Raw genomic sequence first — 2,768 nt, forward strand, 5'->3', positions numbered from 1 at the left:
TTACCTACAGAAAACAGATGTAACTGAAATTTTGCAGCTCCGTGTGCATAAAAATCAGGTGAAATGCACACGAAATGCACACGACTAAAAGGCAGTATAACGATAATAAAGAAGCCAGTTCCCGTGAGGGAGCTGTTGTTCAACTATTTAAAATCTTGAGTATGATTTCCCCTAAATCTGACGACTGTAGAGATACTTCTCTTGCCTCTAACAATATAAATCATTAAAATATAGAAAAGGTATTGCAATCCGATATACAAAGTGATATAATAGAATCAGAAAGGTGGTGCTGATATGGCAATCAAGAGTTCAAATGTTGCGGCAAGAGTAGAACCTGAGATCAAGGAAAAGGCAGAGTCTATTCTCTCAAGTCTTGGAATATCGGCTTCAAGTGGGATCAATATGTTTTATAGGCAGATAATCTTGTGGAACGGTCTGCCGTTTAGGCCCTCTATTCCTCCTACAACGCTAAAATCTTTAGATGAAATGACAAAAGAAGAATTTGACGCAAAGCTTGCTAGGGGGCTTGCTCAGGCTAAAAATGGTGAGGGCGTTGAAGCTAACGAGTTCTTCGACTCTTTAAAGGAGGAACTCCTATAACCAATGGCTGATAAATTTAAAGTTATTATCACTCCCGAAGCTCAGGATGATATCCGTAGCAGCGTAATGTATATTGCCCGGGAGCTTGCAAACCCTCAAGCAGCAATTGCTTTACAGGAAGAATTTCGTAAAGAGATTACATCTCTCGATGCTATGCCTTCAAGGTATAAGGTCGTTGAAGAGCAGCCTTGGGGAGCGTTAGGCGTTAGAAAAGTCAAAGTAAAAAATCATTATGTGTATTATATCACTGATGATGAAACCAAAACAGTGAGCATAATTGCTGTTATTTATGTTCGTATGGATCAGCAGAATCAAGTTAACAAAAGAACGTAATAGTCCTAATTAGCAATATTTAGAATGATATGAAAGAAGCAGCTCCCGTAATGGGAGCTGTTGTTCTATATACATATCTTGTCATTTCAAAATATATTCGATCAAAGGTTTGATATTATCCTTATCTCTGAAATCAACGGGCGTGTCGTAAGCATCGAGCAATCCCTGCTCGTCTTCGGTACGCTCTTTAAGCTTCTGCAAACGCACTTTGAGCATTTTCATAAGTATCTTATCCCCAGCGGTCAGCTTGCTGAAATCAAATCCGCCCCTGAGATAAAAATGACCTATATGCTTTTGCTGTTCAGCAGTCAGCACCTTATCCCAGAAAGGCTGCATTTCGTGTTTTCTTCCGGGATTTGAGCCAACTGCAAACAATACTATCTTCTTTTCTGACAGCTTGTCAAGATTTTTTGTGATGAGCTTTACGCCGTTGAATCCGCCTGCATACATCCCACCGCCGTAAATAATTGTATCATAGCTGATGATGTCGGAAAGCTCGGCATTTTCTTTGATTTCGCAGCCAAGCTCCTGTGCTATCCAGTCAGCGTATGTTTTGGTGTAACCCGATTTCGACTTGTAAGCGACTATCGCTTTCATATTATTCCTCCTCGTTTTCCACTTTCAACTCATTCAGCCTGTTGCATAGCTTTTCAAGCGCAGTGCAGTATACTCTCTGCTCCTCTTCTGTCAGGCAGTCAAACAGCTTATACACGAACTGTATATTCTGATCATCTTTTTTTGTCCGGATATGATTAGCCGCTTCAGTTTTGACAAGCCTTATTGCACGCTTGTCTTTTTTGTCGGGAACGACTTCCAGAAAGCCCTTATCCACGAGGCGGTCAACTATCTGTCTCATGCTTTGATGCGTAACGCCGGAAAGCTCAGACATCTGTTTGAGCGTCGGTGGTTCGGGAAAAGCCTCTATCATAGCGATAGCAAGCCATTGCTTTGCGGTAATATCAACGAGCCCGTTATCCATTATAGCCTGAAGCCTGTTGGAACAGATAAAGATGTTCACAAAGGCAATTATCCTCGGATCCATGTGTTCAAAATCGTACATAGGCAACCTCTATCAAAAATATGTAGTATACTTCCTATATATGCAGTATACTACATAAATTTTGGTTTGTCAATAGTATTCTTAACATTTTCAGTTCAAATAATAAGCCAGCTCCCTTACGTGAGCTGTTGTTCTTATACCTGATCAGAGGATTAAATTGAACTGTACTTAAAGATGAAGTAGAACTACTCTTGCTTGGTGAAGGAATATGGTATTAACTTGCTTAAATTTAAGGGCTTGAATCAATTGTGAAATAACAATATTCCTCTCATCTGATGAAGGGGTACTTCATTTGATGAGAGGATTTCTTTCTTTATCTGTTTTTTTATTATCGGCTATCTGTGCAAACATTTATGAAGAAGCAGTATTGCCGTGAAGTAATAGCAATTGATAATGGTCCGATGGAGGGCTGGTGGGGAATCCTGAAATCCGAGATGTATTATCTACGCAAATTTACTGATAAGGATGAACTTCTCTCAGCGATAGAGGAATACATCACCTATTACAACACAAGACGGTACCAAATCAAGCTGAATTGCATGACACCAATGGAATATCATGAAGCATATCCTGTGGCATGACTGGTGGCCGAGCGCCGCGGCAAGCACCTTTTTCCATTCGTCGCTACGCTTCTCACTCCAAAAGGTGCTTGCCATTTGCTGCTAACAACAAAGCAGCCTGCACAAATTGAACCGAACCAGTAAAAACGGACAGTGACAAAAAAGCACCTCCTATGGTATAATAGAAACCATAGGAGGTTTTGTTATGGCAAGAA

General features: G+C 40.5%; 5 protein-coding genes. 3 read left to right on the forward strand and 2 right to left on the reverse strand.

Annotated elements, in window-relative coordinates; genetic code table 11:
- Positions 1 to 294 precede the first annotated feature (294 nt).
- Together J6U00_RS14350 and J6U00_RS14355 are read left to right on the forward strand one after the other, a co-directional pair.
- On the forward strand, positions 295 to 600 hold the full coding sequence (locus J6U00_RS14350) for a type II toxin-antitoxin system RelB/DinJ family antitoxin (RefSeq protein ID WP_296582979.1): 306 nt from the start codon (positions 295 to 297) through the stop codon (positions 598 to 600).
- A gap of 3 nt (positions 601 to 603) precedes the next feature.
- The gene (locus J6U00_RS14355; RefSeq protein WP_296582980.1) at positions 604 to 933 is read left to right on the forward strand and encodes a type II toxin-antitoxin system RelE/ParE family toxin; all 330 of its coding nucleotides are present in this window, start codon (positions 604 to 606) and stop codon (positions 931 to 933) included.
- Positions 934 to 1,014: 81 nt separating this feature from the next.
- Here J6U00_RS14355 and J6U00_RS14360 read toward each other — a convergent pair whose 3' ends face one another.
- Together J6U00_RS14360 and J6U00_RS14365 are read right to left on the reverse strand one after the other, a co-directional pair.
- Complete coding sequence (locus J6U00_RS14360) at positions 1,015 to 1,530, reverse strand: flavodoxin domain-containing protein (protein ID WP_296582982.1); 516 nt, start codon at positions 1,528 to 1,530, stop codon at positions 1,015 to 1,017.
- Position 1,531: 1 nt separating this feature from the next.
- The gene (locus J6U00_RS14365; RefSeq protein ID WP_296582983.1) at positions 1,532 to 1,993 is read right to left on the reverse strand and encodes a MarR family transcriptional regulator; all 462 of its coding nucleotides are present in this window, start codon (positions 1,991 to 1,993) and stop codon (positions 1,532 to 1,534) included.
- Between the two features lie 353 nt (positions 1,994 to 2,346).
- Between J6U00_RS14365 and J6U00_RS14370 the strand changes: the two genes are divergently transcribed.
- Positions 2,347 to 2,574, forward strand: coding sequence for an IS3 family transposase (locus J6U00_RS14370; protein WP_296582985.1), 228 nt, complete (start codon positions 2,347 to 2,349; stop codon positions 2,572 to 2,574).
- The last annotated feature ends 194 nt before the right edge of the window (positions 2,575 to 2,768 follow it).

This window comes from Ruminococcus sp., assembly GCF_017650195.1.
GTDB lineage: Bacteria > Bacillota > Clostridia > Oscillospirales > Ruminococcaceae > Ruminococcus.

Excerpts from the sequence above, each read along its gene's own strand:
- J6U00_RS14350 (WP_296582979.1), top strand. The coding sequence starts at position 295 with ATGGCAATCAAGAGTTCAAATGTTGCGGCAAGAGTAGAACCTGAGATC.
- J6U00_RS14355 (WP_296582980.1), top strand. The coding sequence starts at position 604 with ATGGCTGATAAATTTAAAGTTATTATCACTCCCGAAGCTCAGGATGAT.
- J6U00_RS14360 (WP_296582982.1), bottom strand. The coding sequence starts at position 1,530 with ATGAAAGCGATAGTCGCTTACAAGTCGAAATCGGGTTACACCAAAACA.
- J6U00_RS14365 (WP_296582983.1), bottom strand. The coding sequence starts at position 1,993 with ATGTACGATTTTGAACACATGGATCCGAGGATAATTGCCTTTGTGAAC.
- J6U00_RS14370 (WP_296582985.1), top strand. The coding sequence starts at position 2,347 with ATGAAGAAGCAGTATTGCCGTGAAGTAATAGCAATTGATAATGGTCCG.